Source organism: Natrinema limicola JCM 13563 (assembly GCF_000337475.1).
GTDB classification, from domain to species: Archaea; Halobacteriota; Halobacteria; order Halobacteriales; family Natrialbaceae; genus Natrinema; species Natrinema limicola.
Window position 1 is genome coordinate 170,459 of the sequence record NZ_AOIT01000016.1, and the last position, 24,000, is coordinate 194,458.

Genomic DNA, 24,000 nt, shown 5'->3' on the forward strand with positions numbered 1-24,000 from the left:
AGCAAAAGGTTTCGGGAACGTCCCGACCGCATCACACGCGACCGTGTGAGTGCGATGACTACTCGTAGGGGTTCTCGACGACGACGGTCTCCTCGCGGCCGGGACCGACGCCGACCGCGTAGATCGGCGTGTCGAGTTCGTCGCTGATGTACTCGAGGTAGGTCCGTGCGTTCTCGGGGATCGCCTCGTAGCCCTCGGCGGCGACGTCGGCCCAGTCGACCTCTGGCCAGCCGTCGAAGGATTTGAACGTCGCTTCACAGCGGCCCCAGGCTTCGGTCGTGGGGGGCATCGTGAAGATTTCCTCGCCGTCGAACTCGTAGCTGTGGCCGACTTTCACCTCGTCGAGACCGGCCAGGACGTCGATGTGGTTGATCGCGAGGCCTGTAAAGCCGTTCGCGCGGGTCGCATGCCGCAGCATGGGCATGTCGAGCCACCCGACACGGCGCGGGCGGCCGGTGACGGTCCCATACTCGCCACCCTCGTCGCGGATCCGGGTCGCGAGTTCCTCTTCGTCTTCACCAGCACCCTCGCTTGCGTCGTAGTCGGGTGTCTGATCTTCGACGCCGCCGAGTTCGGTCGGGAGCGGGCCTGTACCGACCCGCGAGAGATAGGCTTTGACGATCCCGATGACGTCACCCTGTCCGATGACGGTCGGACCGAGGCCGGTGCCGACGCTTGCGCCACCAGAACTCGGGTTCGAGGAGGTGACGTAGGGGTAGACGCCGTGGTCGATGTCGAGTGACGTTCCCTGTGCCCCCTCGAGCATGACGTTGTCGCCGGCGTCGATCCGTTCCTGCAGGAAGTCCCCGCAGTCGACGGTCATGTCCTCCTCAGCGAGGCGTTCGCCGTACTCGCGGTAGGTCTCGTAGAGATGGTCGATGTCGAACTCCTCGCCGGTCTCCTTCTCGAAGACCTCCTCGGCGAGGGCCTTCTTCTGGGGAACGACGTACTCGAGGCGCTCGCGGAGCACGTCGGGATCAAGCAGGTCGCCGATACGGACGCCGCGGCGGCCGGCCTTGTCCTCGTAGGTCGGGCCGATGCCGCGTTTGGTCGTGCCGGCGGCGAGATCGTCCTTTTCTTCCTCTTCGATGCCGTCGAGCGCGCGGTGATAGGGGAGGATGACGTGTGCGCGCTCGGCGACACGGACGTCCGGCTCGAGGCCGCGGTCGCGGAGCGTGTCGATCTCGTCGAACAGCGTCTCGGGGTTGACGACACAGCCGTTACCGAGGACGCCGACCTTTCCTCGGACGGCTCCTGACGGCACGAGCGACAGTTTGTACTTCTTTCCGTCGTGAACGACGGTATGGCCAGCGTTGTCGCCGCCCTGATAGCGGGCAACGACATCGGCAGCGTCGCCGTAGAGGTCGACGACGCCACCCTTGCCTTCGTCGCCGAGTTGCGACCCGACGATAGTGACGGTCATAACAGCGACGGGTTCTTGCCGGGCCGATAAACAGATTACGGTATACGGGTGCCGACACCGAACTCCACAACGTTGACCACTGATCGATCGACGCTCCTCTCACGGTGTCTAACCAGCATGCGGACGACCGAACCCCGGACCGCTCGTGCCAGTCGTATAACTCGCTGGGAGAGACACGTCCAGCGACAGGAAACTGGCCACATCGGAAGCGTTAACTACTGACAGGAGCGATTGGCAGGTTGGGCATGGTCGTTTCAGCGCTCGAGAGTAACTTTTAAAAGGCCCAAAGACAAGTTAACAAATGCCATGATAGACCGACTTGAGAAGGAAGTCGATATGTTGGAACGACATCTGCAGGTCCTGAAGATGGTCATCGAGAACGAGCCGATCGGGATCGTCAAGATGTCGAACGAGACGGGCTACCCACACCACAAGGTTCGCTACTCGCTTCGCGTTCTCGAGGAAGAGAACCTCATCGAGCCCTCGAGCCAGGGTGCGATCAAGACCGAGCGCACCGCCGAGTTCGTCGACGAACTCGACGACAAGCTCGACGACATCGTCGACAAACTCGACGGCATGAAGATCGAAGACGTCGCAGAGATCGAAGGCTAGTCTCTCGTCCACGTCGGACGTCGTCGCCCGTCCCCGCGATCGACGCCGGTACGACACGGACAGCGTACACTTTTTGCAGCCGTATTTCAGCCAGACTCGAGCCGTCGGCCGTGCTATCTGTCAGTCACTGACGAGACTGCACTCGAAAACGACACAGAACGAACCGACGGGGACGGGATCGAGCGCGACGGACTACAGCTCCGGCACGTTCATGTGGAAGCCTTCCGAGCGCGACTCGACGAGACAGAGGTGGTAGCCGGATTTCCGCGAGAGGTTGACGTAACTCAGCTTCGAGCTACGGCTGAGGAAGCCACTGCTCGTCGCCTGTTCGGCAACCTCGAGCGCACCGGGCTCGAAGTAACTCGAGGTGACGGCGATCGCGGCCGCCAGATCCGGATAGTTCGCCTTGACGGCGGAGGCTGCCTCCTCGAGTTCCGCGAGTAAGTCTTTCGTCGCGGGCTCGCGCGAGTCGTTGAGCGTGACGAGCAGTAACGGATTGCCCATCTTGTCGAACGCGACGATATCGAACGTCAACTCCTCGGGGACGTCGTCGGTGTCGTCGTCGGCAAGCGAGATGGTCGCGCCGAGTTCGGCCCGGTCGATTCGCGGGATCGCATCGTAGAGGTCGCCCAGTCCGTCGGCGTTCCCGGTATCGCGGATCTCATACAGGAGCATCTCGGTGAGCCAGTCGACGAACCGATACTCCATCGTCGTCTCGAGAAAGTCGTCGTACGGTTGTCCGTCGACGGCTGCGTCGTTCGAGTCGAAGCCGGTGTGATGTTCCAGTCGCAGGTTCGAGGCGACTTCGCTCCGGTCGGCGTCGCCGTCGTGGGCCGTCTCGAGGGTCGGCCGGCTTTTCGAGGCGTATCTGACGAAGAGGTTCGTCTGCGAAAGCGCCTGCTGGGGCGATAGCTGTGTCCCGGCGCTGACGGCGGCCGACGCGCTACCGGTGTCTTGCGTTTGAGCGTGTTCGAGTTCCGTCTCGAGGTCGTCGATCCGGGACTGCAGCCGATCGACCGTCGCAGAAAGGTCGTCGTTTTCCGCGCGCAGCCGATCGCGTTCGGCCTCGAGTTCCTCGGCCTTCGTTGCAAGTGAGTCACGTTGTTCCTGCAGTGTCTCGACTTTCTCGGTCAGCGTCGCAACTCGGTCACTGTGTGCATCGGTCGCGGCGGCAGCACCCTGTGGTTGGCTGTCAGCCTGTGTGCGTGATCGGTCCGTCCGGGAGCTGGACGTGCTGGCCGACGCCGCGGCCTGGTCCGACGACTGAGTCGGTGACTGGACAGCGGACGCGGAGGCGTCCGTGTTCGTATCGGACGCCGTCGACGGTTGGTCCATGCGCAGTTCGCGGCCACCCGTGCTCGAGCTCGAGTCAGTGTCCGAATCGCTGTTGTCGGGATCGATCGAGGGAATACGCCGCGTCTCGCGCCACTCCGCTTCGCGTTCGAACTCCTCTTCGAGTCCGTCGTCCGCGGCCGTCGTCTCGGACTCCGTGTTAGGGCCGTCGCTGGCCGAGTCAGGCGCTGACTCGGCATCGTCGTCAACCCAGGAGATGTCGTTGCGATCGAGTTCCTCCGCGGCCGCTTCGATTTCTGCAAGCTCAGGGTCCGTCGCGACGTCGACGTCGTCCACTGTCGACGCCTCGTCGGCCGACGCTAATTCTTCTGACTCCGACTCGGCGGCAACCGGGTCAGCCTCAGTCTCGGCGTCGTGTGTCGCGGTCTGCGGCGAGTCATCGACAGCGGCCGTCTCGGATGCGGACGCCGGTTCGGCGTCACCGACGGACGGTGATTCGGTAATCCCGGCCGACGGTGGCTCAGGTTCGACCTCGCTGTTATCGGTCGCCGTGATGCCCGTCGGATCGTCCGTGAGATCCGTTTCCGACGACAGCGGCGACTCGTCGTCGCCGACGTCTTCGGTCGACTCCGTCCCAGCCGCGTGGGCAGCGTCAACGGTCTCGGTACTCGAGATGTCGATCGGCTCGAGCGACGACGATCCCATGGGGTCGGACTCCGACGCGCCATCGGTCGGCGCGTCGGAAGTGCCGGTATCGGTCGTGGCGTCAGGGGTCGTAGACTCGGTCGCTGAGTCCGTCTCCGACGACGAGTCGGCCGTCCCCGGAACGTCGATGACGTCGATTTCGACATCGGTGACTTCGTAGATGCCGACCTCGTCGGCCGCGCGTTCGAACGCTTCCTCGCCGGTGAGCAGCCGTTCGGCGTTCCCGATGTACGCTGCGGCCATCCGACGACCGCCGTAGTAGACAGCGTAGTAGTCACCGCTGAGAACGTTCTCGCTCAGTTCGATGTACCCGGTAAACGATCCGCTCTGGAGTGTCTCGTCGACTTCTCGAAGCGGCGTCTCGTTCGTATAGTACTTCGCCCGTGTCTCGCCGCCCTGTTCTTCCATCGTACAGAGCAGGGGCAACGACGGATCGGGTGCCTCATAACACGTGCCCGAGGCGGTTTCGAAGTCGTCGATATCGCCATCGATGACGCCGACAACGCGGCCGTTGAGCATACAAAGCCACGTGCCAGCCGCCGATACAGCACCGGAGAAATCAGCGTGGGCGAGATCGGAGAGACCGTCGAACCCCCCGTTAAACGGGCGGGAGTCCCACTCCTCGACGCGCTCTTGCGTGCGCGGATCCATACGTCAACAAGCGGGAACCGCACCAAATACGTTTCGTCTAGACAGTCACTAGATCTTGGATTCCGCGTCCTCGGCGAGTTCTTTCATCCGCTTGCCGATCCGGCCGGCACTCGAGAACTCGTCGTCGCTCATCGCGTTGGCGAGTGCGTTCCCGAGGACGAAGACCGCGTGTTTGTGTTCGCTTTTCGACTTGTGGACGTGCGAAGGGTCGACGTCGAGCTGGCGGTAGGGGTCGAACAGCGTTTCATCAACTCCCTCGCGATCAGAAAAGTACTCCATGATGACGACGAGTTCTTCGTGGAGCTCGAGGAGTTCGTCCTTATGCATACGCGCCGTTAGGAAGGGTTTCGATTTAAGCGTTGTGTGGCCCCGTGTCGCAAAATCGAACGCGATCGCTCAGCGGGTGGTCTGGCGGAGTCCTGTCGAGAACGGAGTAAACGCCGGAACGTGGAGTCGTGGCGTGTCGTGATCAGTCGGCGCTAGCAGACGTAATGTCTGCATCCTCGGCTTCCTCACGGTGGTCCGCGGGGAACCATGCGAGTTCGTGGTCGGCGGTGACGCGGACGGCGACGCGCTCGTCTAAGTCGATATGATCGGAGTGGTTGTGCATACACTCGATCGTTTCACCGCCGTCGAGTTCGACGCGATAGAGGACGGTCGGGCCGAGATAGCGCCGATAGACGACGTGGCCGTCGGCCTCCGCGCCGTCGGCAGGGTAGGCCGTGACGTCGTCGGGTCGAATAAGGAGGTCGACAGTAGAGCCGTCGTATTGGTGGGCCAGCCCGTGAACGTCATCGCGGAGGACGCGACCGAGTGCGGTGTCGACGCTGTCGCCGTGGACCTCTCCTGGGAGGAAACTTGCGTGGCCCAGAAAGCCAGCGACAAACCGCGATTCAGGCTGCTGGAAGACTTCCTGGGGGGTATCGATCTGTTCGATGTCGCCGTCGTTCATCACGGCGACGCGGTCGGAAATAGACAGCGCCTCCTCCTGGTCGTGGGTCACGGAGATCGCGGTGACGCCCGTCTGCTTGATGATCCGGCGAACCTCCTCCCGCATCTCGACGCGCAGATCCACGTCCAGACTCGAGAATGGTTCGTCGAGCAACAGCATCTCGGGTTCGGGAGCAAGCGAGCGGGCAAGCGCGATGCGCTGTTGTTGGCCACCGGAGAGTTCGTTCGGATAGTGGTCGCCGTGGGCTTCGAGGCCGACGAGCTCGAGCAGTTCGTCGACGCGGCTTGCACGCTCGCCCTCGGGTCGATCTTGCAAGCCGAAGGCGACGTTCTCGCGGGCGGTGAGATGTGGGAACAGTGCGAAGTCCTGAAAGACGACGCCGACGTCACGGTCTTCCGGCGGAACGAACTGGCCGTCGCCCGAGACCGTCTCACCTTGCAATCGAATCCGTCCGGCGTTGGGTTCCTCGAGGCCGGCGATCAGCCGAAGCGTCGTGGTCTTTCCGCAGCCGGATGGGCCGAGCAGGGTCAGGATTTCACCGTCACGGACGGCGATCGAGAGGTCGCCGATGACCTCCTGGGTCCCGTAGCGTTTCGCGATACCGTCGAGTTCGAGAACCGTCTCGCTCGTTGTCGGCTCGTTGGATCGGTTCTCGACCGCCGTCGTAAGCAGTTCTCCTTTGGCCATATTTCGACCCTCCGGCAGCTGCCGGCACACATTCCCTTTAGGCGTGCCTAAATCACTTATAATTGCCGGTTCGGCTCCAGACGGCGGAGATAACGGCTCGCTCGGGAGAACAGCGGGTAAGCCCGCTGTGATCAGAGTTCGACGCCGCTCGGGATCAGGCTATGCTGTCGAAGCAAGCTACCCTCGTCGTCGTAGACCAGAAACGTTCGTTTGTCGTAGCTAACGAACGGCTCGCCATCGAGCGTAATCTCGACGCGATACTGGCCCTCGTCGCCCGCGGTCTCGCCGTAGCGCCGTGCAGCGCGGATGAACTGCAAGACGTCGGTGGCGTCTTCGTTGAGTTCGAGGATGAACTCGCCAGTGATGCGGTTGGTCACGCTCACTACCCCCGCAGTATCGTCCTCGAGCGGTCCCTGTAGCCGGAGGGCTGTGTCCGTCTCGCTCGCCTCGAGAACGTCGCCGTCGGGACCAGTCAGGCGCTCGCAAAGCATCGCTTCCGGGCCGGTGAAGTCGATCGCTACCGAGGGCTTTTTCGGCTCGCCGTCGGTTTCGGCCCAGTCGATATTGGTGACATCTAACGTGAAGTGCTCGCGCCTCATTCCGTATATGACCTTTCGGCCTCGCGCAGTATGAACGTAACGCACGGAGAACACGTCTCCGGTGACACATCGAGGTCGTCGGCTCGGCCGAGCGACCGGCGAGTGCGGGCCCGACCGTGTCGGCGTCGCAGCGAGTAGAAACCCTTTAGTCTGCAACGACGGTACCGACGGTGGGAAGCGCACGGCCGCAAATCCGACTGTGTCACCCCCCTTTTCCGGGTGGCTTGGGATTGCGGAAGTGCACGGCGAGAGCCGGCTGCTGTCGGCGGACACGCTGCCATCGGTGCGCGTGCGCGCTCGACAGCGAACACGAGCGGTCAGTGCGATTCCTATCCTCAAACAATGGCACGAATGCACACCCGCCGTCGCGGCTCGTCCGGTTCGGACAAGCCGTCGGCAGACGAACCGCCGGAGTGGAGCGACGTCGACCCCGAAGACATCGAATCTCGGGTCGTCGAACTGGCAGAGCAGGGCTACGATCCCAGTCAGATCGGGATGAAGCTGCGTGACGAAGGCGTCACCGGCACGCCCGTCCCGGACGTCAAGCTGGCAACTGGGAAGAAAGTCACCGAGATCCTCGAGGAGAACGACGCCACGTCCGACATTCCCGAGGACCTCCGGAACCTGATGGATCGTGCCGTGCGACTGCGCGAGCACGTCCAGGCCAACCCCCAGGACTACCAGAACAAACGCGCCCTGCAAAACACCGAGTCGAAGGTGCGCCGCCTGGTCGACTACTACCGCGGCGACGAACTCGAGCCCGACTTCACGTACTCCTACGACGTCGCAGTCGAGCTCCTCGAGAACGAGTAACACCACATGTCCACCGAGGGTCGATCCGCCGAGCCGGCGTCCGCCACGAACGCACTCGAGAGCGCCGGCTTCGTTCGGCTGATCACCCGCGCCGACGGCGACGCCCTCGCCGCGAGCGGGCTGCTCGCGAGCGCGCTCGACGACAGCGAAACACCGTTTCAGGTGACCGTCGCGCCCACAGTTGCGGCACGATCCAAACGGGTGCACACACCGGCGAACGAGGACGACGTGACCGTCGTCGTCGGCACCGCTGACGTGGTCGCCGACGCGGACGACGTCATCCAGCTTGCGACTCCCGATCGGCCGGCGACACTCGAGGCTGTCGATCTCGTCCGTGACCTCGATGTGACGCCGGATCCAGTCATCGCACTCGCCGGCATCGTCGCAAGCGGCGGCGACCCCGGCGCAGGCGAAAGCGAATGGCTCGAAACAGCTGCACGCGAGCAGGGCCTGCTCGAGCAGCGCCCGGGCGTCGCGATTCCGACCGCCGATCCAGTCGACGGGCTCGCTCACTCGACACGGCTGCACGCGCCGTGGTCGGGCGACCGAGACGCGACCCGCGAGGCGCTCGCTGACGTTGTCGATGGCGATCTTGCCGATTTCGACGCGGACGACCACCGGGCAATCGCCTCGCTGGTCGCACTCGACGTCGTCGGTGCCGACAGGGTGACTGACGCCGCCGCAAAGACGATCGGCAGAGCGTTACAGCCGTACGTGACGCCCGACGGACCCTTCGAGACGCTCGGCGGCTTCGCCGACGTACTCGAGGCGACGGCCAGCGTAGCCCCCGGAACAGGCGTCGCGTTGGCGATGGGCCATGCCGTCCGCGAGCGAGCACTCGAGGGCTGGCGCGAGTATGGACGCCGAACCCATGTGGCGCTCAGGGACGGCTCGACCGGCCGCTACGACGGGCTGTTCGTCGTCGGCATCGATGACGGCCCTGTGGAAGCCGTCGCACGGGTTGGGGCGGCCTACCGGTCGCCCGAGCCGGCCGTCCTTGCCGTCGGAGACGGTGAGGCGGCAATCGCGACCCGCGAGGCTGGCTCTCTCGGCGCGACCGTCGAGGCAGTCGCCCGCGAGCTCACGGAGCAAGCACCCGAGGCTGACGTCGGCTACGACGGCGGCCAGCGGCGTGGCTACCTGCAGTTCGACCCCGACGTGGGCGAGACGATGATCATCGCGGCAGTGAGGGAACTCCTATGAGTCGGCGAGCGACGATTCGGACGGCCCACGACGACGCGACGCTTGTCGCACGGGCACTTCGCCCGGACAACACCGACGAGATGGAGACGACCGTCGACCGCGACGGTGAGACCGCGACGGTCGTCACGCACATCGAACGCGAGACGACCAGCGGCCTGCAGTCGACGGTCGACGACTACGTCGTCAACCTCGAGGTCGCGATCGATGTCGCTTCACAGGCACGAACCGAACAGCACACAGAACCGACGGACACGGGACCTGTGTCCGACCCCGATAGCGACTCAACACACGATACACAATGAGTGAACGATCAGTTTCACGTGCGAAACAGGAGAAGCGGTGGTACACCGTCCTGGCACCCGAGCAGTTCGATCGCCAGGAACTCGGCGAGACCCCCGCTGACGAGCCGGAGAAAGTCTACGACCGAACCATCGAAACGACGCTCGGCGAACTCACGAACAACGCCAGCGAGAACAACACGAAGCTGACCTTCCAGGTCACCGACGTCGGCAGCGACAGCGCATACACGGAGTTCAAGGAACACTCCCTGACCCGTGACTACCTGCGCTCGCTGGTCCGTCGCGGTGCCTCGAAGATCGAGGCTTACGTCACCGTCCTCACGACGGACGACTACCGCGTCCAGATCCAGCCCGTCGCCTTCACGACCAAGAAGGCAGACGCGAGCCAGGAGAAGGCCATCCGCGAGCAGATGGTCCAGATGATCGAAGAGGCTGCCGAGGAGCGCTCCTTCGAGGAACTCATCGACAGCGTCGTCGAAGGCCGACTCTCCTCTGCCATCTACGGCGAGGCCAAGACGATCTACCCGCTGCGCCGCGTCGAGATCCAGAAGACCACCCTCGAGGCCCACCCCGAGGAAGTCGCCGAAGAGGAAGCGGCCGCCGTCGACGTCGACGAAGACGACGTCGCGACGGACGACTGATACGGACTACTGTCAGTCAGTTCCAGTGCAACCGCGACCCGCACTGCGGTTGCACCGGGAAATCGTTACAGCAGACCGTATGAGACGGTCGCTACGCGATTTCACTGCCACTTTTTGATGCTGTCTCTCGAGCCGGGAGCCGACGGCTCGAGCGGAACTGACAGTGAGAGCATCGATAGAAGAAGCGAACTGACGCGGCTCGCAGTCGTCACTCGGAGACGACGATCTTCCCGTCCATTTCCGCGCGTTCGTGTGGGATACAGAAGTACTCGTAGGTGCCCGGCACCTCGAAGGTGTGTTCGAACGTCTCGCGTGGACCGAGGCGGCCACCGCGTTGGCCTTGCCAGGCATGGCGTGCCGACGCTTGATTCTCGAAGCCACCGGTAGCGAAAAAGTCGGCTGCCGCCGGGATCCCGTTGTCGTAGGCGGTAACGGTGTGGTCGGCTTCGCTCGTGTTCTTCCAGACGACAGTCTCGCCGACGGAGATCTCGTAGACATCAGGGAGGAACTCGGTTCGATTCATACCGATGTGACAGTCCTCGCCGGAACAGGGATCGCTCCCGCCGGTACTGATCGCGGACGAACACCCTGCTAGACCAGCCGAAACGGCAGTCCCGACAGCAGCGAGATAGACACGCCGGTGCATATTCCCTCGTTAGGACAGTTGCCGTATAACCGCCCCGGTTCAGTTCTCGAAAGCGGCCCCGTGGAAACGAAAACACGTAAGGTATCTCCCCGTCGAATCGGGCTATATGCTCCCCCGGTTCGTCGGTCGACTGGGCGTCGCTGACGCGGTGACGATCGCCAACGCCGCGCTGGGGTTCGTCGCAGTCGTCATCGCGGGCGTCAACATCGATCTGGCCGCCCGCCTGATCCTGCTGGCGGCGATCGCGGACGGCCTCGACGGCATCCTCGCACGCCGCTATGGTGGCACCGACGCAGGCCCCTATCTCGACTCGCTTGCCGACGTCGCCTCCTTCGCCGTCGCCCCTGCTGTCCTCTCGTTTACTGTCGTCACCGACGGCCTCGAGATCGCGTTCGACGCGGTCACCGCCGAACTTCTGGTCGTGACTGGCATCTGTGCGCTGTTCGTCGCGATGGCTGTCACGCGACTGGGGATGTACACCGCCTACGACGTCACCGGCAACCACACCGAAGGCGTCCAGACGACACTGGCCGCGACGATCCTCGGCGCGGCGATCCTCGCGGGCGAAACCCAGCCCGGGCTCGTTCTCGCAGTCACCGCTGCGTTCTGTTATCTGATGGTCTCACAGATCGAGTATCCCGATCTGCTGGCTCGAGACGCGGCGATTATGGGCGTCGTCCATGCGCTCGCGATCCTCGTGCCGACCGTTGCCGGGCGGACGTTTCCGTATGCGCTGCTGACGCTCGGGCTAGCGTACATGACGCTCAGTCCCTGGTTCTACTGGGGAGAGACGGAACGATCGTCGGAGACGGACGTCGATGTGCATGGAAACGCTTAGGACCGTGCTGACACGACTGTAAGGTATGCACACTGTCACGCGTCGGCGTCGTCCCCGGGTGGTACGATGAGTGAGGACGAGGCAAACGGTGACGACGGAGCTGCCAAGCCGGACGAGGAGGAGTCGGTCGATCTCGAGGCCATCGACGAGCAACTCTCGACGCTCGCTGATGAACTCGAAGCCCTCGATGCAGACCTCGAGGCAGCCGAAACCGAAGACGACCTCGACGTCGTCGAGGCTGACCTCGACTCGTTTCGCGAGGACCTCGAGAGCGTCGAGGTTCCGGAGCCACCGGAACCCGACGAGGACGAGGAGGAAGATGACGAACCCGCGCCAGAAGAGGAACTGCAGGAGACGTACGATGAGATCGAAAGCGATCTCTCCGATCTCGAGTCCGACCTCGAAGATCAGCGCGGGCCCTACGGCGAAGACGTCGTCAGTGAGATCAACAGCGCTAGCGGCACGATCACTGGCACCCGCTGGACCGAAGAGGGCAACGCCGAACTGATCGAGGCAGTCAACGCCTTCTGCGACGACCTCAACGACCTGCTCGACAGTTCGGTCACGCTGGTTGACAAAGGCGAGGACGTATCGGCCCAACTCGACGCGACCCTCGACGACACGGTCGACGCTGTCGAGGACGCGAACCTCGACGCAGACGACGATGCCGAGACGATCGCCGGCTTACTCGAGGCCACTGACGACCTCCAAAGCGACATCGACGACGCAACCGAGTGGTCGGATCTCGAGGTCCGCGAACAGCTCCGCCGGGAGGGCTACTACGACGTGCTCGAGCACGTCAAAGACTACCCGCCGGAGTGGCACGCGCTCAAAGTCCACGAGAAACGCGGCAACGTCGACATGATCCTGCTCGCGCTCGAAACCTTCGACTCCGACTTCATGGAGGAACACTGCATGGAGGCCTTAGAGCGGATGGGACCCGAGGAGGCCATCGAGCCAATGCTTCAGAAGGCAAACCGCCGCGACGAGGCCGCAATGGCCGTCCTCGGCAAAATCGGCGTCGATGACGAGAAGGTCGTCGACGCGCTCCTCGATTACGTCGACTCCAACCCGAACCTCCAACAGCCCGCGTTCCGCGCGCTCGGCGAGATCGGCACTGAAGACGCCGTCGAGCCGATCGCCCAGCAACTCGTCGCCGACGAGGCTGACGTCCGGAGCTGGGCCGCCCGCGCGCTCGGTCTGATCGGCGACACCCGCGCCATCGAACCGCTCGCGGACGTCCTCGAAACCGACGACGCCGACCGCGCCCGAGCCAGCGCTGCGTGGGCACTTCGCCAGATCGGCACCACAGAGGCCCTCGAAGTCGTCGCCGACTACGACGACGACCGCGCCTACCTGGTGCAGGCCGAAGCCGAGCGTGTCGACCTCGAGCCAGCAGCCTGACGACGCGACACGGCTTTTTCGATCCGCGTTCGACGCATACAGCGGTGATTGGGGCTCCGCTCCGAGCGTTTAAGTACGGAGACGCGCCCAAACCGGGCAATGACCGCCCGACGGGCCGCCCTCGTCGCTGTGTTCGGCTGTTGTCTGATCGCCAGCGCCACGATACTCGCCGGGTTCGCCTTTGCCACTGAACCGGCAGCGACCGATCGACACGTCGCTCGAGCATCGTCGGGATCGGGTGGCAGCGACAGCGCGACTGCTCGTGCCTGCCCCGCTCGAGCGTCCACTACTCGCCCCCCAACTGCGCCGCCACCACGCCCGCGGATCGTCGGCCTCTCCCCGAACCCCACGACCGACGACGACACCGGCGAGTTCGTCGTCCTCGAAACGCCACCCGACACTCGGCTCGCGGAGCTGACGCTCACTGATGGCCACACGACGGCCGCGCTCCCGAACGAAACGGTCTCCGGGCGCGTCGCCCTCAGTACGGCTCCGAACGTCACCGAGACGCTGACAGACACCCCTGTCCTCGCACTCGAGGGACACCTCCAACTCGCCAACGGCGGCGATCGGCTCCGCCTTCGAAACGCAACGACGACGATCGACACAGTGTCATACGACAGCGCGCCGGCGGCCGAACGGTGGTATCGAACGGCGGCCCCTGACGAGGCGACCCCCGTTACCGACGGCCAGTGGTGGCCACGAGACGCGACCTGTCTGCCCGTCTCGAGTGCTGCGGTCGACGAGGCGACGGCGTTCGTCCTTCCCGACGCGCCAGGCGTGCCACGGAAGACGATCCGATCCGCCGACGAACGGCTGTTCCTCGCCGGCTACACCGTCACCTCAGAGGCGGTCGCCGCCGACCTCGTCGATGCGGCCGAACGCGGCGTCGAGGTCGCAGTCCTCCTCGAGGCAAGTCCCGTCGGCGGGACACCAGCACCGACCGCAGACGTCCTCGAGACGCTCGCTGACGGTGGTGTCGAAGTGCGGGTCATCGGCGGCGACGGTGCACGCTACCGGTATCACCATCCCAAATACGCCGTCGCCGACGACCGCGTGCTGGTCACCACGGAAAACTGGAAGCCCGCAGGCGTCGGCGGCGAGAGCAGCCGTGGCTGGGGCGTCCGCCTCGAGGACGAGGCCCTCGCGGCCGATCTCGCGGGTGTCTTCCGAGCCGATTTCGAGGGGTGGGATACGACCGCTGGCGCAGCCTATCGCGCGAACACCTCGTTCGTCGACGACGATGATCCGGTCGTCACCGCGCGCGATACTGCGTTTCCGACGGTTCACGAACCCGCAACCGTGCCTATCGAGTCGGCCGAACTGTTAGTCGCACCGGACAACGCCGAGTACCGACTTCAGGAGCTGCTCCGTGGGGCCGACGACGAGATTCTCGTCGTCCAGCCCAGTATCGCAACCGACGTTTCGCTCCTCGAGTCGACGCTCGAGGCGGCTCGCCGCGGCGTCGACGTGCGAATTCTGCTCGGATCGACGTGGTACAACACCGAGGAAAACGAGCAACTCGCAGCCGACCTCGAGCGCCTCGCTGCCAGCGACGAGTTGGACCTCGAGGTCCAACTCGTCGCGGACACCGATCGCTTCGAGAAGATCCACGCGAAGGGCATCGTGATCGATCGGGAGGTGGCGATCGTCGGCAGCGCCAATTGGAACGAAAACTCGCTCGAGAACAATCGCGAGGTACTCGTCGCCCTCCACGGCGCGGAGATCGCGACCTACTACGCGGACGTATTCGAGGCGGATTGGTCCAGCGACGCCTGGCGGTTCCCTATCGGGCTCAGCGCCACCGTCGTCGCTGCCCTCGTCGTCGCAGCGATCGTCGGCCGACGCTACGTGCGCTTTGGAAGTCCCCCATCCGAATACACCTAATGCGGTCTGCTGTCACTGTGTCCCGGCGTACCCACAGCCCGTCATGTGGGTGTGCCGGAACTGACTGACGGCTGACAGGAGTCCGTATGGAAATCAGTCCGCGCGGCCGCTGACCTCGAGGAGTTCGCAGTGATCGGCCTCGGGGTCGAAACAGTCGGGACACTGCTCGGGGCGATCGATGATCGTATCCAGACGCTCTGCGACGGTGTCGTCGATGACGCTCTCGAGTGCGCGTGCTTCCTCGCGGAACTCCTCGACTTCGAGGACGTTCGCGAGGAAGCGTTCGATGATGCAGTAGGTCTGAAGGGCGTCATGAGCACGCTCGAGGCCCTCATCGGTCAAGCTTGCGCCCTTGTACTTCTCGTGTTCGACGAGCTCGCGATCCTGGAGCTTGCCGACCATTTCGTTGACACTCGCAGGGCTCACGTCGAGCAGATCCGCGAGCGTACCGGTCGATGCGGGGCCGTCTTCGATGCGCTGAGCCAGATAGATCGCCTTGAGATATTGATCTGCAGTGTTCATGCCATCCCTCCGTCGGTGCCGGTGTCTGCTCCGGCCGTGTTGCGCCGGTGTAACCGCGTCCGGGTCCCGGTACAGGCGTCGAACGGCGTCTCGCCGGTGGTGATCGACGCGGGTTCCCGTCTCTCGCTCATGCTCTGTGCTCCATGATTTCGGTCACTTCTTGGACACCCTCTTTTTCCTCCTCGCGGATCTCGGAGAGCGTCTCGAGCAGTCGATCGCGATCGACTGCGAACTCGGTATCGGAGGCCTCGATCGCTGTTATCAGGTCGTCGTAGAACTTGTATGCAGTCTCCTCGTTGGCCAGTTGGTCGTAGAGGACGCCGTCGGTGTCTTCCGGCGGCCCGTACTGGGCGTCGACCAGTGCGTTGATTTCCTCGTATTCGACCGTGTCAGCCTCGAGATCGTCGATCAGCGCCTCGAGTCGCTCGCGGTGGTCGGCCGACTCTGCGGCGGCTTCCGCGAGTAACTCCTCCACTTCCGCGTCGAATTCCGCTCGCTCTTCCGGCGGGAGCGAGTCGATATGGAGGGCGGCGCGTGACTCGACGACTTCTTCCAGCACGACCCCGATCTGTAGCAACCGGGTCAGCTGATGGTCGCTCGAGACACGCTGTCCCAGACTCATATCTCGACAAGCGGGCCGCTGTTACTTAGTCGTCTCGGAGCACGAATCGAGAAAAACGGCAGCGCTCATCCCGATACATTGTAACATAGGAGTTTCTCGAACCAGCTATCTGGTTCGTTGAGTTTCAGTTCAAGGAAATTGAGATATCGTTGGAGATGATGTTTTGAGACACCTCTGAACTTCGCCAGCCACTGGCGAAGGAAGCTGTGGCGGTTCTCACAGGTGTTCGTGTGGGCATCGCCGATGACGTAGGTGTCGGAGTGGGTGACGGCCAGATGGCCGTCCACCCCCTCCTTCTCCTCGATCTCGTCGTAGATTGTGTAATCATCGGTACAGAGGATGACGCTTCCATCACCGTATTCAGCGATGTCTTCGTCGGCGTCTTGGAGATCCTTGCAGACGAGAAACCGAACTCGTCCGTCATCCCGACGGACGAGTGTCAACACCGGTGGTTTGTCTGATTCGAATCGTCCTCGTCCCTTTTTTTGAGTCCGCGCTTGCGCGGACTCTGATCCTCGTCTTCGATCCCTTTCTCACCAGCTGTTACGTAGATCTCGTCAGCTTCACAGACATCGTACAGCTCAAATTCATCGATCTCCCCGCTCACATCCTGGACTTTGTGAACGAAGTTGAGAACAGCTTCGTAGTCTCGGCCAAGGTCACGAGCGATCTGAGCGGTCGGCTCAGATCGCATCTCCTTGACGATATAGAACATCTCTTCCAGTTCGAAGCGATGTTGGCCGAAGATCGTGTTTGTGAGGTCGTTGAAGTACGTCTCACACCCCTTGCACCAGTACTGCTGGGCGTCTTTTCCGGTTGTTCCGCGCTTGACAACGTCGTCACTCTCGCAATGGACACACGTCACCGTCTCGCCGAAGCGGGCGAGACGGAGACGTTCAAAGCACCGCTCACGTGGTGGAAGGAACACTTGCGCAGACTTCTCGTCCATCTTGGAAGACACTTGGAGAGTAAGGAAAATTGATGTTACGACTTATCGAGATGAGTGAAACGGCAGAAAGGGCACCCGCGATTCGAACGCGCTATGAGCGCAGTTAGTCACGCTGACGGAGTCGCCGTGGGATCTTCGATCCCACGAGCCGTTCACTCGCTCGTTTACTCTCGCTTGCGAAGACGCGCGCCGATCAGTGCTTCGAGGTCGTCGCGGAGTTCGTCGACGTCGATCTCCTCTAAGACGGGCACGAAGAAACCGTCGACGAGCATATTCCGGGCCGACCGCGGGTCGACACCGCGGGAGGTCATGTAGAGGAGATCCTCTTGGTCGATCTGACCGACCGTCGCGGAGTGGCTGGCCTCGGTGTCGTGGTTGTTGATGATCAGCTTCGGGGAGGCGTCGGCTTCGCTCTCGTCGGAGAGCATCAGCGTGTTCTCACGCTGGTAGGAGCTGGTGTCCCAGGCCTCTGTGCCGACGTCCTGAACGCCCTCGTAGACCGAGCGGGCGACGTCGTCGGTGACGCCGCGGGTCACGAGATCTGCGGTCGTGTGCTCAGCACGGTGCCAGACCTTCGCGTCGAGGTCGAAGTGCTGGTCGTTGTGGCCGTAGAATGCACCGACGATCTGCGTCTCGGAGCTATCGCCGCTGAGCGTCGTCGAGACCTCCGTCTTGGTCAGCTGCGTGCCGAGGTTCCCCTCGATCCAGTCGATCGTGGCGTAGGTGTCGGCGACGCCGCGCTTGACGGTGAAGTTGTAGGCGTCCTCAGAGAGGTTCTGGAGGCTGCCGTACTGGACGTAGCTGTTCTCGCCGGCAGCGACTTCGACGACGCCGCTGTAGTACTGTTCGTCGGCCTCTTGGCCGGTAGACTGGCGCTCTAAGATCGTGACCGAGGACGATTCCTCGGTGACGACGAGCGTGTAGTTGAACAGCGAGCGGGAGTTCTGTTCGGTCCGGACGGTGACGTCTTCGGCATCGACACCCTCGGGGACGTAGATGACGGTCCCGGTGCTAAAGAGGGCGGTCGAAAGCGCCGTCAGGTAGTTCTCCTGTGGGTCGACGATAGAGCCGAAGTGTTCTTTCAGCAGCTCCTCATGTTCGTCGACGGCGTCGGCCCACGACAGCACGTCGACCTCGTCGGGACCGACCTGGTCTTTGTTCTCCGCTGCGTTGAGCGGATCCACGAGCGACTCGAAGTCGAGTTCGTGGAGGTTCGTCCAGTCCCGACCCGGCGTCCGAATGACATCGGGCATCTCGAGGTCCTCGAGCGCGTCGAGGGCCTCGAGACGTGTCTCTACGAGCCATTCGGGCTCGTCTAACGCGCCCGAAATTTGGCGTACCTGTTCTTCCGTCAGATTGGCGTGTACCTGCGTGCTCATATTATCCGAGGCTTCCCTCCATCTCGAGTTCGATCAAGCGATTCAGTTCGACCGCGTATTCGATCGGCAGTTCTTCCGTAATCGGCTCGATGAAGCCGGCGACGATCATCTTCTTGGCGTCGTCGTCGTCCAGCCCACGGGACTGGAGGTAGAAGATGTCCTCGTCGCCGATCTTGCCGACGGTCGCCTCGTGTGCGACGTCGACTTTCGATTCCTCGATCTCCATGTACGGCATGGTGTCCGACGTCGACTCGTTGTCGAACATCAGCGCGTCACACTCGACGGCAGTCGAAGAGTTCTCCGCACCGTCTGCGATGTGGACGAGACCGCGGTAGTTGGTGCGGCCGCCGTCCTTGGAGATCGACTTGGATTCGATGGTCGAACTCGTGTCGGGCGCGTTGTGGTAGACCTTCGCGCCGGTGTCGATGTCCTGGCCCTCGCCGGCGAAGGCGATGGTGATGTGGGTGTCGGTCGCGCCGCGACCCTTGAGGATCGAACACGGGTAGAGCATGGTGGCTTTCGAGCCCATGCTGCCCGAGACCCACTCCATCGTGCCGTTTGCTTCGACGATGGCACGCTTGGTGTTGAGGTTGAAGGTGTTTTTCGACCAGTTCTGCACCGTCGAGTACTGGACGTGGGCGTCTTCGCCGACGAAGACTTCGACGCCGCCCGAGTGGAGGTTGTGGGTGCCGTACTGGGGTGCGGAACAGCCCTCGATGTAGTGCACCTCGGAGCCTTCCTCGGCGATGATGAGCGTATGCTCGAACTGCCCCATCCCTTCCGAGTTCATGCGGAAGTAGGCCTGAACGGGCATCTCGACGGTGACGCCCTCGGGGACGTAGACGAACGAGCCGCCGGACCAGACGGCTCCGTGCAGCGCCGCGAACTTGTTGTCGCTTGGCGGCACACAGGAGGTCATGAAGTGCTCTTTGACGAGCTCGGGGTGTTCCTGGACCGCGCGGTCCATGTTCATGAAGATGACCCCCTTCTCCTCCCACTGTTCTTGCATGCTCTGGTAGACGACTTCCGATTCGTACTGGGCGCCGACGCCCGAGAGGGCGTTCTTCTCGGCTTCCGGAATACCCAGCTTGTCGAAGGTGTCTTTGATCTCGTCGGGCAGCTCCGTCCAGTCGTCGACGCCTTCGCGCTTGTCGACGTCCGGGCGGATGTAGGGGACGATCTCTTCGATGTCCAGTTCGGAGAGGTCAGGCTGGCCGGGCCAATCCGTCGGCATCGGCATATTCTGATACTGCTTGAGCGCACGCAGGCGGCGCTCGAGCATCCAGTCGGGCTCGTCTTTGTCCTCGGAGATCATGCGGATGACCTCCTCGGTCAGGCCCTTGTCGGATTTGACCGCGGCGTTCTGTTCTTTCTTGAACTCGAACCGGGCCTCGGTGTCTGTCTCTTGTAGGTGGTCTTGATCGGAACTCATTGGTTGATCAGTATTATGGTTACGGCTGTAGGGGTATTACGCTTGTTCTAGCTGAATCCGGTTACGCGGTGCCGTAGACGTCCTCGCGGACCCAGTCGTACCCCTTGTCCTCGAGCTTCTCGGCGAGCTCTGGCCCGCCGCTTTTGGCGATCTGGCCGTCGAGCATCACGTGGACGTGATCGGGCTCGACGTAGTCGAGGATGCGCTGGTAGTGGGTGATCTGGAGGACGCCGGTGCCCTGCTCGTCGCGCAGTGCGTTGATGCCGGCGGAGACGTCCTGCAGCCGGTCGATGTCGAGCCCGGAGTCGATCTCGTCTAAGACGGCGACCGATGGCTCGAGGATGGCTGCCTGCAGCACCTCGTTCTGTTTCTTCTCCCCGCCGGAGAAGCCAGCGTTGAGATAGCGCTGGGCGAACTTCTCGTCCATGTCCAGTTGCTCCATCTTCTCCTGAAGGATCTCCTGGAACTCGGCGACGCCGACTTCGCCCTCGTCGGCGGGGCCTTCCATCGGCGAGGTCTCGAAGCCGTCGTCCTCCTCGTCGTCTTCGTCGTCCTCGCCCTCGAAGAGCTCCTCGCGCTCTTCGATCTTGGCGTTGAGCGCCGTCCGGAGGAAGTTGGTCATCGTGACGCCCTCGATCTCTGCGGGGTACTGGAAGCCGAGGAAAATGCCGAGCGCGGCACGCTCGTTGGGCTCGAGATCGAGCAGGTCCCAGGTGCGCTGGTCCTCGTCGATTTCGATGTCCGCGCCGAACTCGTCGTCTTCGAGGTGCAGTAGAACCTCACCGTCAGTGACCTCGTAGGCAGGGTGGCCGGCAATGACCTTCGCAGTCGTCGACTTCCCGGAGCCGTTCGGCCCCATCAGGGCGTGGATCTCGCCGGACTCGACTTCGAGATCGACGCCCTCGAGGATTTTCTCGTCGCCCTCCGCTACTTCCGCGTGCAGGTTGCGTAGTTCGAGACGTGCCATAGTATTCTGTCGTCTAATGGATGGGCCGTATGGCCCATAACGGTTTCGTATCCAATTGGATACAATCTCGTATTAGCAAAATAAGTTCCCTATTCGGAAATTACTGTTCGGTTTGCCCGTGAACGACCGACATACGAACCAATTGCCGCGATGACGGCCACTGAGACTCGAGAGACGAATATGCGCCAGTTCGCGGGGCCCGAATCGGTACCGGCAGCCGTCTCACATGAACGAATCGAGCCCTTTCTGTTCCTGGCCGCTTTTCACTTCCTCCCACGAGACACCCAGTGCCTCGAGAATGCGCTCGATCGGCCCCTGAAGTGTCTTCTCGAGCATCGTGTCGTAATCGACCTCGAAGGCATCCGGAATCTGATCTTCGTACTCGAAACAGATCACGTCGGGATCGCGTTTGAACGCACCGTAGAGGGGGTCAGTTCGGGCGTCGAATCCTTCGTTGTCTTCGAGGCGCTCGAAAAACGATGGATCGACGCGCTCGAGGTAGAGTCGCTTCGGCTTGCTCCCGCGCTGGAAGTTCGTGCCCAACAGGAGGTTGGCGTACTTCGCGCCGCGGACCTGTGCCGTGTCGGTGTCGTAGTTGTCGAGTCGCTTCCCGATCCCGCCGGGGATCGCGATCTCCTCGAGTGAGACGTCGCCGGCGAGCACGTCCTCGATGACGCCGTTGACGTACTCTTTTGCGCCCTCGATGTCACCTTCTCTGACGATCATCTCGATGACCTCGTGTTGTACTTCTTTGGTGATCGGCGCGATGTCGGAGCGCTGGTACTCGAAGCCGACGATGTCGATGTCGTCGACGTCTTTTCCTTCCTTCCAGACGATGTGGCCGGCGTAGCGTTTCTTTTTGCCCGCCTGGAAAAAGCGCCGGTAGAGTTTTTCGAACTCGATTTGGAACCGATGCTCCTCAGCGTTTAGCTCCTCGATCGCGAAGTCGTCGTACCGTTCGTTGATGTACTCCTCGATTTCGAAGGACTGCTCGAGCGCGTCGTCTTTGGACACGTCGGGACCCAACTCGAGCATGACCGAGTCGGTGTCCCCATACGTAACTTGATAATCCAGTTCGTTTGCCGCTTCGTCCGTAAACTCGATGACGTCGCGACCGGTCGCGGTAATTGCGGCTGCGGCCTCTTTATCATAGAGCCTGAATTTATCCCACCCTGACACACCGTACAACGAATTCATAATAACCTTGACAGCTCCTTGCTGCCGGTCGTACTGCTCGTACTCGGGCGTCCCGGGTTCGTGTTCGTTCCGGAGCGCCTTCTTCTCCTCGCGCTCGTCGAGCAGTTCCGTGATCATCTCGCGGTTCACACCGTCCGGTTCCTTCCGGAAGTGGGTGCCCGTGGGCGCGACATAGGTCTCGCCGTCGTACTCGTCGGGGTCGACTTTCGTCTCCGGCGAGGCGTTAATCGTCGTCATACACATCGGATACAGCGATTTGAGGTCGAGCACGGTCACGTTCTCCTTGACGCCCGTGATCGGCTCGAAGACCGCGCCGCCCTCGTACTCATCGCCAGCCTCCTGTTGGCCTTTCGAGGGCAGCGCAAAGCGGCCGTGGGCCTCGTGGAGGACGTACATGTCAACCGCGTCGCCGGGGGTAGGGGCGTCCTCGAGTTTACAGCCGACGAACGACCGCACTTCGTCCCAGAACGGGATGATCTCCTGCTGGCGGTCGAGTTCGACACAGAGTTCAACGTCCCGGAGGTTGTACTCGAGCAATCTGGTGGGGTCGTCCTCCCAGAGGTCGCCGATGTCGCCGGCGTAGCGTTCCTTGCCGACGCCGAGTTCTACTTCGCCGACGGCGTCGAGTCGGTAGGAGTCGAGTTCGGAGAAGACCATCCGCTGGTAGCCATAGAGCAGGTCGAAGACGATCCGGCCTTTGATGTCGGGGCCACCCCAGTTGCTACGCCAGACCTCGTCGACCCGGGAGAGGCGGTCGATCGAGAGATCGTAGTCGTGGTGTGGGCCGTCGAGTTCCTCGAGCCGATCGAGGAAATAGGGCGCGTCGAAATCTTCGAAGTTCCACCCGGTCAGGAGGTCCGGATCGGTGTCTTCGATGTACTCGATAAAGGCCTCGAGCATCGCTTCTTCTTCCGCGAAGCTCCGGACCTCGTGGTCGATCGCGCCCTCGATCGGGTCGTAGTCGTCGATCTCGTCGGGAATCGGTCCGTCGCCGATCGGGGCTTCGTAGAGCCACATAATGTACTCGTCACGATAGGAGTCGTGGCTGGTGAGACAGACGATCGGTTCTTCACCGTCCTCGGGAAAGCCCGAGCGGTCGTCGACCTCGATGTCGAAGGTATTGACACGCGGCTCGGCGTCGACATCTGCAGCCTCGACCTCGTCGTGGGGAACGACCAGCGAGTCGTCGTCGGCACGCCGTTCGGGTACCCGAACCCCGCTGCGGATGTCCTTGTCGATCAGGAATCGGTTCGGAAACAGGATGTCAGCCTCGTAGTGTTCGAAATCGTCACGGACCTGCCCGACGTCCCGTGGCGTCTGGCCGAAGATTTTGGTGAGTTTCTCGCCACGGATACTCTCGTAGGGCTCGCCGTCGTGATCGTACTCCCGACTCCCAGTCAGCCGGTCGTACTGTTCTTCGGGTGGCCGCTCGAGCGTCTCCGTCGGCGCGTAGAAGTACGGCTTGAAGCCGACCACCTGGACGTGCTCTAACTCGCCGTCGGGCGTGCGCCCGAAGACGTGCATGATCGGTCGTTCCTCGTCGCCGTAGCCGGCGATGGTGTAATCGACCTGCATCACTGCGAGTTCGAGCTCGCCCTCGGGTTCGGGAAGCGTCTCCTCGAGGACGTCGATCACCTCCGTGGCGTCGGTCCCGCCGTTGCCGGCGACGGCGACCGCCTCTTCTGCCGGCCGGTCGTCACTGTCGTCGGACTCGCCGCCGAAATCCGTGAGTCCGGTCTGGCCCGCCTCAGTCATAGTGCTGGGATTGGCAGGCGGCGGGTAAAAACCCCCAGATTCACCGCTCGCCGAGACCGTCTTCGGAACCGGGCTCGAGGGTCGGGACACGGCGTGGGTGGCGAGGTGCCCGCCGCTGACAAGCCTTGCAGCAGCAAGAAGACATTTAACGTGGTAACACATAGCATATAATCGGATACTGGATATGTCTTCCCATCTAAACGACGACGCGGCAGATCGGAGCGAGCTGAGTAGCATCCCCGAAGGCACTGCGACGATCGAATCCTACGAGACCGACGACGGCGTCGTCTTCTACGACGCGGAGAATCCCCTCGCGTGGGTCGAGACCTCCCGGACGCTCACGCTCGAGGATCTGGCCTGATACGGATTATTGTCACTGTTTACCGGTGCACCCGCAGGGCGGTCGCGGTCCCACCGGCACTGACTGACAGGAGACCGTATGAGACGGGCTGCGGTCCCAGTCTCCGCACAACTGCAACCGACGTGTCCGTCGAGACGGAGTTTCGACCGATTCGCCGAAATCG

Annotated in this window: 23 protein-coding genes; 9 read left to right on the forward strand and 14 right to left on the reverse strand. The window is 62.6% G+C overall.

Annotated features, from left to right (window positions below; all coding sequences use genetic code 11):
* Positions 1–58 precede the first annotated feature (58 nt).
* Entirely contained in the window at positions 59–1,423 is a 1,365-nt protein-coding gene (locus C476_RS02670) for an adenylosuccinate synthase (protein WP_008009575.1), read from the reverse strand.
* Positions 1,424–1,729: 306 nt separating this feature from the next.
* Between C476_RS02670 and C476_RS02675 the strand changes: the two genes are divergently transcribed.
* Positions 1,730–2,035 (forward strand): hypothetical protein, encoded by a 306-nt coding sequence (locus C476_RS02675; RefSeq protein ID WP_008009576.1) that lies wholly within the window; start codon positions 1,730–1,732, stop codon positions 2,033–2,035.
* 192 nt (positions 2,036–2,227) lie between these two features.
* On the opposite strand, the gene C476_RS02680 is transcribed toward C476_RS02675, so the two are convergent.
* The 4 genes from C476_RS02680 to C476_RS02695 form a co-directional block, all read right to left on the reverse strand.
* The gene (locus C476_RS02680; RefSeq protein WP_008009578.1) at positions 2,228–4,684 is read right to left on the reverse strand and encodes a cell division protein ZapB; all 2,457 of its coding nucleotides are present in this window, start codon (positions 4,682–4,684) and stop codon (positions 2,228–2,230) included.
* A 48-nt stretch (positions 4,685–4,732) separates the two neighbouring features.
* Positions 4,733–5,011: a UPF0058 family protein gene (locus C476_RS02685; RefSeq protein WP_008009579.1), complete on the reverse strand. Its 279-nt coding sequence runs from the start codon at positions 5,009–5,011 to the stop codon at positions 4,733–4,735.
* A 142-nt stretch (positions 5,012–5,153) separates the two neighbouring features.
* Positions 5,154–6,323, reverse strand: coding sequence for an ABC transporter ATP-binding protein (locus tag C476_RS02690; RefSeq protein WP_008009580.1), 1,170 nt, complete (start codon positions 6,321–6,323; stop codon positions 5,154–5,156).
* A gap of 131 nt (positions 6,324–6,454) precedes the next feature.
* A complete protein-coding gene (locus C476_RS02695) occupies positions 6,455–6,922 on the reverse strand; it encodes a DUF5793 family protein (RefSeq protein WP_008009581.1) in 468 nt (155 codons plus the stop codon).
* A gap of 342 nt (positions 6,923–7,264) precedes the next feature.
* Between C476_RS02695 and C476_RS02700 the strand changes: the two genes are divergently transcribed.
* From C476_RS02700 to C476_RS02715, 4 genes are read left to right on the forward strand one after another with little or no spacing between them, the layout of a single operon-like run.
* Positions 7,265–7,735 (forward strand): 30S ribosomal protein S15, encoded by a 471-nt coding sequence (locus C476_RS02700; RefSeq protein ID WP_008009583.1) that lies wholly within the window; start codon positions 7,265–7,267, stop codon positions 7,733–7,735.
* A gap of 6 nt (positions 7,736–7,741) precedes the next feature.
* Positions 7,742–8,938, forward strand: a complete 1,197-nt coding sequence (locus C476_RS02705) for a hypothetical protein (RefSeq protein WP_008009584.1) — start codon at positions 7,742–7,744, stop codon at positions 8,936–8,938.
* The gene (locus C476_RS02710) at positions 8,935–9,240 is read left to right on the forward strand and encodes a KEOPS complex subunit Pcc1 (protein ID WP_008009585.1); all 306 of its coding nucleotides are present in this window, start codon (positions 8,935–8,937) and stop codon (positions 9,238–9,240) included. The genes C476_RS02705 and C476_RS02710 overlap by 4 nt, the downstream gene beginning before the upstream one ends.
* The gene (locus tag C476_RS02715; protein WP_008009587.1) at positions 9,237–9,878 is read left to right on the forward strand and encodes a 30S ribosomal protein S3ae; all 642 of its coding nucleotides are present in this window, start codon (positions 9,237–9,239) and stop codon (positions 9,876–9,878) included. Before C476_RS02710 ends, C476_RS02715 begins: the two co-directional genes overlap by 4 nt.
* Before the next feature lie 208 nt (positions 9,879–10,086).
* On the opposite strand, the gene C476_RS02720 is transcribed toward C476_RS02715, so the two are convergent.
* Positions 10,087–10,524, reverse strand: coding sequence for a cupredoxin domain-containing protein (locus tag C476_RS02720; RefSeq protein WP_008009588.1), 438 nt, complete (start codon positions 10,522–10,524; stop codon positions 10,087–10,089).
* Between the two features lie 106 nt (positions 10,525–10,630).
* On the opposite strand from C476_RS02720, the gene C476_RS02725 reads away from it, so the two are divergent.
* The 3 genes from C476_RS02725 to C476_RS02735 all read left to right on the forward strand — a co-directional run bounded on the left by C476_RS02725 (position 10,631) and on the right by C476_RS02735 (position 14,653).
* The gene (locus tag C476_RS02725) at positions 10,631–11,362 is read left to right on the forward strand and encodes a protein sorting system archaetidylserine synthase (RefSeq protein ID WP_008009590.1); all 732 of its coding nucleotides are present in this window, start codon (positions 10,631–10,633) and stop codon (positions 11,360–11,362) included.
* 66 nt (positions 11,363–11,428) lie between these two features.
* Entirely contained in the window at positions 11,429–12,766 is a 1,338-nt protein-coding gene (locus C476_RS02730) for a HEAT repeat domain-containing protein (RefSeq protein ID WP_008009592.1), read from the forward strand.
* Between the two features lie 99 nt (positions 12,767–12,865).
* Positions 12,866–14,653 (forward strand): phospholipase D-like domain-containing protein, encoded by a 1,788-nt coding sequence (locus tag C476_RS02735; RefSeq protein ID WP_008009593.1) that lies wholly within the window; start codon positions 12,866–12,868, stop codon positions 14,651–14,653.
* 93 nt (positions 14,654–14,746) lie between these two features.
* On the opposite strand, the gene C476_RS02740 is transcribed toward C476_RS02735, so the two are convergent.
* The 8 genes from C476_RS02740 to C476_RS02775 all read right to left on the reverse strand — a co-directional run bounded on the left by C476_RS02740 (position 14,747) and on the right by C476_RS02775 (position 23,476).
* Positions 14,747–15,175, reverse strand: coding sequence for a metal-dependent transcriptional regulator (locus C476_RS02740; protein ID WP_008009594.1), 429 nt, complete (start codon positions 15,173–15,175; stop codon positions 14,747–14,749).
* Positions 15,172–15,306 carry a hypothetical protein gene (locus C476_RS19620; RefSeq protein ID WP_275039670.1) on the reverse strand — a complete coding sequence of 45 codons (135 nt, stop codon included), beginning with the start codon at positions 15,304–15,306 and terminating at the stop codon, positions 15,172–15,174. Before C476_RS19620 ends, C476_RS02740 begins: the two co-directional genes overlap by 4 nt.
* On the reverse strand, positions 15,303–15,797 hold the full coding sequence (locus C476_RS02745; RefSeq protein WP_008009597.1) for a hypothetical protein: 495 nt from the start codon (positions 15,795–15,797) through the stop codon (positions 15,303–15,305). Before C476_RS02745 ends, C476_RS19620 begins: the two co-directional genes overlap by 4 nt.
* 65 nt (positions 15,798–15,862) lie before the next feature.
* Positions 15,863–16,746 (reverse strand): IS1595-like element ISNpe28 family transposase gene (locus tag C476_RS17690; protein WP_015310310.1). Its coding sequence is split into 2 segments (ribosomal slippage): positions 15,863–16,284 and positions 16,284–16,746, totalling 885 coding nucleotides; the frame shifts between segments, so codons are not numbered across the junction.
* 164 nt (positions 16,747–16,910) lie between these two features.
* The gene (gene sufD, locus C476_RS02760) at positions 16,911–18,125 is read right to left on the reverse strand and encodes a Fe-S cluster assembly protein SufD (protein WP_008009599.1); all 1,215 of its coding nucleotides are present in this window, start codon (positions 18,123–18,125) and stop codon (positions 16,911–16,913) included.
* A 1-nt stretch (position 18,126) separates the two neighbouring features.
* Positions 18,127–19,557 (reverse strand): Fe-S cluster assembly protein SufB, encoded by a 1,431-nt coding sequence (gene sufB, locus C476_RS02765; RefSeq protein WP_008009600.1) that lies wholly within the window; start codon positions 19,555–19,557, stop codon positions 18,127–18,129.
* A gap of 61 nt (positions 19,558–19,618) precedes the next feature.
* Positions 19,619–20,524 (reverse strand): ABC transporter ATP-binding protein, encoded by a 906-nt coding sequence (locus C476_RS02770; RefSeq protein WP_008009602.1) that lies wholly within the window; start codon positions 20,522–20,524, stop codon positions 19,619–19,621.
* Between the two features lie 222 nt (positions 20,525–20,746).
* Positions 20,747–23,476, reverse strand: a complete 2,730-nt coding sequence (locus C476_RS02775; protein ID WP_008009604.1) for a DNA-directed DNA polymerase — start codon at positions 23,474–23,476, stop codon at positions 20,747–20,749.
* A 184-nt stretch (positions 23,477–23,660) separates the two neighbouring features.
* Here C476_RS02775 and C476_RS02780 point away from each other — a divergent pair, with 184 nt between their 5' ends.
* A complete protein-coding gene (locus C476_RS02780) occupies positions 23,661–23,837 on the forward strand; it encodes a DUF7331 family protein (protein ID WP_008009606.1) in 177 nt (58 codons plus the stop codon).
* Positions 23,838–24,000: the final 163 nt, after the last annotated feature.

Coding starts and splice junctions, on each gene's coding strand:
- C476_RS02735 (WP_008009593.1), top strand. CDS start 12,866: ATGACCGCCCGACGGGCCGCCCTCGTCGCTGTGTTCGGCTGTTGTCTG.
- C476_RS02680 (WP_008009578.1), bottom strand. CDS start 4,684: ATGGATCCGCGCACGCAAGAGCGCGTCGAGGAGTGGGACTCCCGCCCG.
- C476_RS02700 (WP_008009583.1), top strand. CDS start 7,265: ATGGCACGAATGCACACCCGCCGTCGCGGCTCGTCCGGTTCGGACAAG.
- C476_RS02780 (WP_008009606.1), top strand. CDS start 23,661: ATGTCTTCCCATCTAAACGACGACGCGGCAGATCGGAGCGAGCTGAGT.
- C476_RS02725 (WP_008009590.1), top strand. CDS start 10,631: ATGCTCCCCCGGTTCGTCGGTCGACTGGGCGTCGCTGACGCGGTGACG.
- C476_RS02730 (WP_008009592.1), top strand. CDS start 11,429: ATGAGTGAGGACGAGGCAAACGGTGACGACGGAGCTGCCAAGCCGGAC.
- C476_RS02745 (WP_008009597.1), bottom strand. CDS start 15,797: ATGAGTCTGGGACAGCGTGTCTCGAGCGACCATCAGCTGACCCGGTTG.
- C476_RS02720 (WP_008009588.1), bottom strand. CDS start 10,524: ATGCACCGGCGTGTCTATCTCGCTGCTGTCGGGACTGCCGTTTCGGCT.
- C476_RS02775 (WP_008009604.1), bottom strand. CDS start 23,476: ATGACTGAGGCGGGCCAGACCGGACTCACGGATTTCGGCGGCGAGTCC.
- C476_RS02740 (WP_008009594.1), bottom strand. CDS start 15,175: ATGAACACTGCAGATCAATATCTCAAGGCGATCTATCTGGCTCAGCGC.
- C476_RS02715 (WP_008009587.1), top strand. CDS start 9,237: ATGAGTGAACGATCAGTTTCACGTGCGAAACAGGAGAAGCGGTGGTAC.
- sufB (WP_008009600.1), bottom strand. CDS start 19,557: ATGAGTTCCGATCAAGACCACCTACAAGAGACAGACACCGAGGCCCGG.
- sufD (WP_008009599.1), bottom strand. CDS start 18,125: ATGAGCACGCAGGTACACGCCAATCTGACGGAAGAACAGGTACGCCAA.
- C476_RS02685 (WP_008009579.1), bottom strand. CDS start 5,011: ATGCATAAGGACGAACTCCTCGAGCTCCACGAAGAACTCGTCGTCATC.
- C476_RS19620 (WP_275039670.1), bottom strand. CDS start 15,306: ATGAGCGAGAGACGGGAACCCGCGTCGATCACCACCGGCGAGACGCCG.
- C476_RS02690 (WP_008009580.1), bottom strand. CDS start 6,323: ATGGCCAAAGGAGAACTGCTTACGACGGCGGTCGAGAACCGATCCAAC.
- C476_RS02710 (WP_008009585.1), top strand. CDS start 8,935: ATGAGTCGGCGAGCGACGATTCGGACGGCCCACGACGACGCGACGCTT.
- C476_RS02670 (WP_008009575.1), bottom strand. CDS start 1,423: ATGACCGTCACTATCGTCGGGTCGCAACTCGGCGACGAAGGCAAGGGT.
- C476_RS02705 (WP_008009584.1), top strand. CDS start 7,742: ATGTCCACCGAGGGTCGATCCGCCGAGCCGGCGTCCGCCACGAACGCA.
- C476_RS02770 (WP_008009602.1), bottom strand. CDS start 20,524: ATGGCACGTCTCGAACTACGCAACCTGCACGCGGAAGTAGCGGAGGGC.
- C476_RS02675 (WP_008009576.1), top strand. CDS start 1,730: ATGATAGACCGACTTGAGAAGGAAGTCGATATGTTGGAACGACATCTG.
- C476_RS02695 (WP_008009581.1), bottom strand. CDS start 6,922: ATGAGGCGCGAGCACTTCACGTTAGATGTCACCAATATCGACTGGGCC.